General features: G+C 69.9%; 1 protein-coding gene and 1 pseudogene. Both read left to right on the top strand.

Annotated elements, in window-relative coordinates; all coding sequences use genetic code 11:
• Positions 1 to 42: 42 nt before the first annotated feature.
• Positions 43 to 102: pseudogene (locus tag IEJ02_RS50950) on the top strand (hypothetical protein); the annotation flags it as partial.
• Positions 103 to 116: 14 nt separating this feature from the next.
• On the top strand, positions 117 to 4,580 hold a 4,464-nt coding region (locus IEJ02_RS47485; RefSeq protein WP_191070457.1), incomplete at its 3' end, for a condensation domain-containing protein.

A 4,580-nucleotide genomic window follows, 5' to 3' on the forward strand; every position in this document is an offset into this window, starting at 1 on the left:
ATCTACACCTCCGGCTCCACCGGCACCCCCAAAGGCGTCACCATCCCCCAAACCAACCTCCTCCACCTCTTCACCGCCACCCACCACTACCTCACCACCCCCACCCCACAAACCTGGTGCCAATTCCACTCCTACGCCTTCGACTTCTCCGTCTGGGAAATCCTCGGCGCCCTCCTCCACGGCCACACCCTCATCATCCCCAACCACCACACCACCCGCTCCCCCCACGACCTCATCACCCTCATCCACCAAGAACACATCACCACCCTCTGCCAAACCCCCACCGCCCTCTACCACCTCATCAACACCCACCAACCACACCACCAACCCCNATCCTCGGCGCCCTCCTCCACGGCCACACCCTCATCATCCCCAACCACCACACCACCCGCTCCCCCCACGACCTCATCACCCTCATCCACCAAGAACACATCACCACCCTCTGCCAAACCCCCACCGCCCTCTACCACCTCATCAACACCCACCAACCACACCACCAACCCCTCCCCCTCCACCACATCATCCTCGGCGGCGAACCCCTCGACCCCACCCGCCTCACCACCTTCCACCAACACCACCCCCACACCACCATCACCAACATGTACGGCATCACCGAAACCACCATCCACGTCACCCACCACACCCTCAACCCCACCACCCACCACACCCCCAACACCCCCAGCCCCATCGGCCAACCCCTCCCCCACCTCACCACCCACCTCCTCGACACCCACCTCCAACCCACCCCACCCAACACCCCCGGCGAGCTCTACATCACCGGACCCACCCTCGCCCGCAACTACCACAACAACCCCACCCTCACCGCCACCCACTTCATCGCCAACCCCTACGGACCACCCGGCACCCGCCTCTACCGCACCGGCGACCTCGCCCACCAACACCCCACCACCCACCAACTCCACTACCACCACCGCACCGACAACCAAATCCAACTCCACGGCTACCGCATCGAACTCGGCGAAATCGAAAACACCCTCACCACCCACCCCCACATCACCCACGCCGCCGCCACCCTCCACCACGACCACCACCACAACAAACACCTCATCGCCTACACCACCACCAGCCGGAGCGTTCACCGGACGGCGGACGTGGTGGAGCAGCCGGTCGAGGAGTGGCGCGCGGTCTATGACTCCCTGTACGGGGACCGGGCCGCCACCTCGCTGAGCGAGGACTTCGTCGGCTGGGACAGCAGCTACGACCAGCGGCCCATCCCCCTGCCGGAGATGCGGGAATGGCTGGCCACGACCGTGGACCGCATCAGCGCACTCGGCCCGCGCGATGTCCTGGAGATCGGGGTCGGCACCGGTCTGCTCCTCTCCCGTCTGGCTCCGGACTGTGCGAGCTACTGGGGCACCGACGTCTCGGCCTCCGCCATCGCCGCCCTGGATCAGCGTGTGGCGCGGGACCCCGCGCTGGGCGCAGGCGACGGCCGGGTGACGCTCGAGTGCCGGCCGGCGCATGACTTCAGCACGCTGCCCGAGGGGCGCTTCGACACCGTCGTCATCAACTCCGTCGTCCAGTACTTCCCGAACGTCGACTACCTGACCGATGTCATCACCCATGCCATGGCGGTCCTCAAACCCGGCGGGAAGCTGTTCATCGGGGACGTACGCAACCTTCGCCTGCTGCGCTGCTTCGCCACCGCGGTCGCCCTCACCCAGGCGCCCGCGGGCACCACGCCGGAGAGCCTGCGCGCCACCGTGGACAACGCCATCCGCCTGGAGCGGGAACTCCTGGTGGACCCGGAGTACTTCACCACCCTCACGTCCACCGTGCCCGCCATCGGCGCCGTGGACATCCGCGTCAAGCGCGGCACGGCGCGCAATGAACTCACCCGGCACCGCTACGACGTCATCCTCACCAAGAGCCCCGTCACGCCCCTCGCCACCGACCGAGCGCCGCACCTGCGGTGGGGTGAGGACATCCACACGGTGGACGACCTGCGCGACGCGCTGGCCGGACGCCTCCGCCCGCGGGCGCTGCGGGTGACCGGCATCCCCAACACCCGGCTGACCGGCGAACTCACCGCCCTGCAACGGATCGACACCGGTGCCGACCCGGACGACGCCCGGCACCACCTCACTGCAGCGGCCCCGACGGCCGGGCACGACGGCTCGGAGACGGACCCGGACACGGGGATGGCCGCAGAGCCGGACCCGGAAGCACTCCACCGGCTCGCCGAGGCGCATGGTTACGACGTGGCGCTGCGCTGGGGGGCCGATGAAGGGTGTCTCGACGGTGTGTTCACAACTCCCGGCGTCCCCACCCTCGACATCGCGGCACCGCCCTCCAGCACCCCCCGCCGTCCCGCCTCCGCCTACGCCAACGAGCCCGGACTCGTACACGCGACCGGTGCGGTGGTCGCCTCACTCCGGTCGTATCTCAGCGAGCGGCTGCCCGCCCATATGGTGCCCTCGGCCGTTATCGCACTCGACCGGATGCCGCTCACGGCGAACGGCAAGCTCGACCGCGCCGCCCTCCCCGCGCCCGACTTCGCCGCGCTCGCTTCGGGGCGGCCGGCGGCCACACCGCTGGAGGCACGGCTGTGTGCCCTCTTCGGTGAGGTGCTCGGAATCCCCGAGGTAGGCGCGGACGCGAGCTTCTTCAACCTGGGTGGCGACAGCGTCCTCGCCATGCGGCTGGTCAGCCGCGCCCGCTCGGACGGGCTCGTCCTCACGCCAGGCCAGGTCTTTCAGCACCGGACGCCGGAGGGCCTCGCCTCCGTCGCCCACTCCGGGAACGGCCCGGCGGCCACGTCGCAGGAGCCCACCTCCCGGGACGTGGGGCCCTTGGTGACCCTCACCCCGACCGAATACGCGAGCCTGTCGGCGGAGTGCGCCAGCCTGACAGCGAAGGGCACACACACCGCGGAGCTGCTACCGCTGACACCACTCCAGAGCGGACTGCTGTTCCACGCCGTGTACGACGAGGCGGCCCCGGACGTCTATCTGGTGCAGTTCACCTTCCACCTCGAAGGGGAGGTCAGCGGGGCACGCTTCCGGCGGGCGGCGGACACTCTGCTGCGCCGCCACCCAAACCTGGCCGCGTCCTTCCATCACCACGGACTCTCCCAGCCCGTGCAGGTGGTGGCGCCCGCTGTCCCCTCCGTCTGGCACGAGCTGGATCTCAGCGACCTTCCCGAGGAGCAGCGCCCCGCCGCGTTCGACCAGTGGCTGGCAGAGGACCGCGCCACACGGTTCGACCTCACCCGGCCGCCACTGATCCGCTTCGCCCTCGTCCATTGGGGCGCGGATCGCTACCGGGTGGTGATGACCAGCCACCACATCCTGCTGGACGGCTGGTCCGTACCGCTCCTCGTCCAGCAGCTGTTCACGCTGTACGAGCGGGACGGGGACGACTCGGGCCTGCCCGCCGCCGTGTCCTACCGGGAGTACCTGGGCTGGTTGCGACGGCAGGACCGGGACGCGGCCCGCGCCGCCTGGCGCACGGCGCTGGCCGGTGTCGAGGAGCCCACGCTGCTGGCACCGGCCGACCCGGGCCGTACGACCGTGGCGCCCGACGAGGTGGCCGTCGATCTGTCGGTGGAGCGGACCGCCCAACTCGCCCAGTGCGCACGGCGGATGGGGCTCACCCTCAACACGGTGGTGCAGTCCGCGTGGGCCATCCTGCTGGGCCGGCTGACCGGCCGGGACGACGTGGTGTTCGGTACCACGGTGGCGGTGCGCCCGGCGGAGGTGGCGGGCATCGAGTCGTTGGTCGGGCTGTGCATCAACACGGTGCCGGTACGTGTCCGGGTGCCGGTGGGCCGACCGGTGGAGGAGCTGCTGGCGGCCGTACAGCGCCAGCACGGCGACCTTTCCGCCCACCACCATCTGGGGCTGTCGGAGCTGCGGCCCGCCACCGGAACCGGGCAGCTCTTCGACACAGTGGTGGTCTTCGAGAACTACCCCGTGGGCGCCGGGGCCCACGCCCAGGCGGCCAGCGCCGGGCTGCGGCTGACGGCCACCGACGGTCAGGACGCCACGCACTACCCGTTGGCGGTGGTCGTGGTCCCGGGCGAACGGCTGCGGTTGCGCCTCGGCTACCGGCCGGATGTGTTCGAGGCGCCGGCCATGCGGGCGGTGGCGCAGCGGCTGGTCCGCGTCCTCGAGGCCATCGCCGACGATCCGAGGCGGAACGTCGATCGGATCGACGTGCTCTCGAAGGACGAACGGAAGCGGCTGGTGCCACGCCGGGATGCCCGCGTCGCGGAGGCCGACCCGAAGGTGTCGTTGTCGGGGTTGTTCGAGGAGTGGGTGGTACGAGCCCCGGACACCGTGGCCGTGGTGTGCGGGGACCAACGCTGGACGTACCGCGAAGTCAACAAACGGGCCAACCAACTGGCCCGGCTACTGCTGCAAGCCGGCGCCGGACCCGAACACCGCATCGCCCTGGCCCTGCCCCGCTCCGCACACACCATCACCGCCATCCTCGCCGTCCTCAAAACCGGCGCCGCCTACGTCCCCCTCGACCCCGACTACCCCCAAGAACGCCTGACCCACCTCCTCCACGACAGCGACCCCACCGCACTCATCACCACCACCAACATCACCCCC

The sequence above is a fragment of the Streptomyces sp. 5-10 genome, assembly GCF_014712245.1.
Classification (GTDB): Bacteria; Actinomycetota; Actinomycetes; order Streptomycetales; family Streptomycetaceae; genus Streptomyces; species Streptomyces violaceusniger.